This is a genomic window from Methylobacterium sp. B1 (genome assembly GCF_000333255.1).
Taxonomy (GTDB): Bacteria; Pseudomonadota; Alphaproteobacteria; order Rhizobiales; family Beijerinckiaceae; genus Methylobacterium; species Methylobacterium fujisawaense.
In genome coordinates this window covers 1-956 of record NZ_BACT01000375.1, presented here as the reverse complement: position 1 = coordinate 956, position 956 = coordinate 1, and the positions used below count along the sequence as shown (strand labels likewise).

Sequence of the window (956 nt, the reverse complement as noted above, 5' to 3'; positions counted from 1 at the left end):
GGGCCGACCCGCTGGAGAGCGGCCCGGGCGACGCTGCGGCGCTCGGCTTCCGGCACGCCCTTCAGCGACAGGCCGAAGCTGACGTTCTGCCAGACGCTGAGCCAGGGCAGCAGCGAGGTTTCCTGGAAGATCAGGCTGCGCTCCGGCGACGGCCCGGTGACGGCCTCGCCGAAGGACAGGAGCGCGCCGCCGGAGGCGGCCTCCAGCCCGGCGATGAGGTAGAGCAGCGTGCTCTTCCCGCAGCCCGAGGGGCCGAGGAACACCACGAACTCGCCGGGCCGCACGGTGAGGTCGATGTCGCGCAGGGCCTCGTGGGCGCGGGCGGTGCCGGCCGCCCAGACCTTGGCGACGCCGCGGCAGGAGACGGCGGCGTCGGAGCTGAGATCAGAGGCCAAGGGCGGCCCCCGTGTCGCGCGGCAGCCAGTACAGCAGCCGCCGCTGGACCACCCGGAACAGCAGGTCGAAGGCGAAGCCGAGCAGGCCGATCAGCGTGATGGTGAAGAACACCAGCGATGGGTTGAAGGTGTTGCGCGCCAGCATGATCACCTGGCCGAGCCCGTAGCCGACGCCGGTCGCCTCGGCGACGAGCACCACCATCCAGGCGCCGAACAGGTTGAGGCGCAGCACCGCCAGCAGCCCCGGCAGGATCGCCGGCACGATCACCCGCGCGTAGATCTGGCGCTTCGTCGCCCCCATCGTCCGGGCGACGTTGATGTAGTTCCGGTTGACCCCGTCGATCTGCTGGATGGTCGAGAGCACCATCGTGAAAAACAGGGCGATGAACACCATGAAGATCGCCGGGGCGTTGCCGATCCCGAACATGAAGATCGCCACCGGCAGCCACGCGATCGGCGAGACCGGCGCCAGAAGCGTGATGGTCGGCAGGGTCAGGCGCTCGAACAGCACGACGTAGCGGATCGCCACCCCGACCAGGATCGACAGGGTGGCGGCCAGGG

At 70.1% G+C, this 956-nt stretch carries 2 protein-coding genes; both read right to left on the bottom strand.

What is annotated here, in order from left to right:
- Nucleotides 1–395 (bottom strand): ATP-binding cassette domain-containing protein (locus tag I53_RS11065; protein WP_043350458.1); only part of this gene is annotated, 395 nt, incomplete at its 3' end.
- Nucleotides 385–956: ABC transporter permease subunit (locus I53_RS11060; protein ID WP_043350455.1), on the bottom strand; the 572-nt coding region annotated here is incomplete at its 5' end. The genes I53_RS11065 and I53_RS11060, both read right to left, overlap by 11 nt.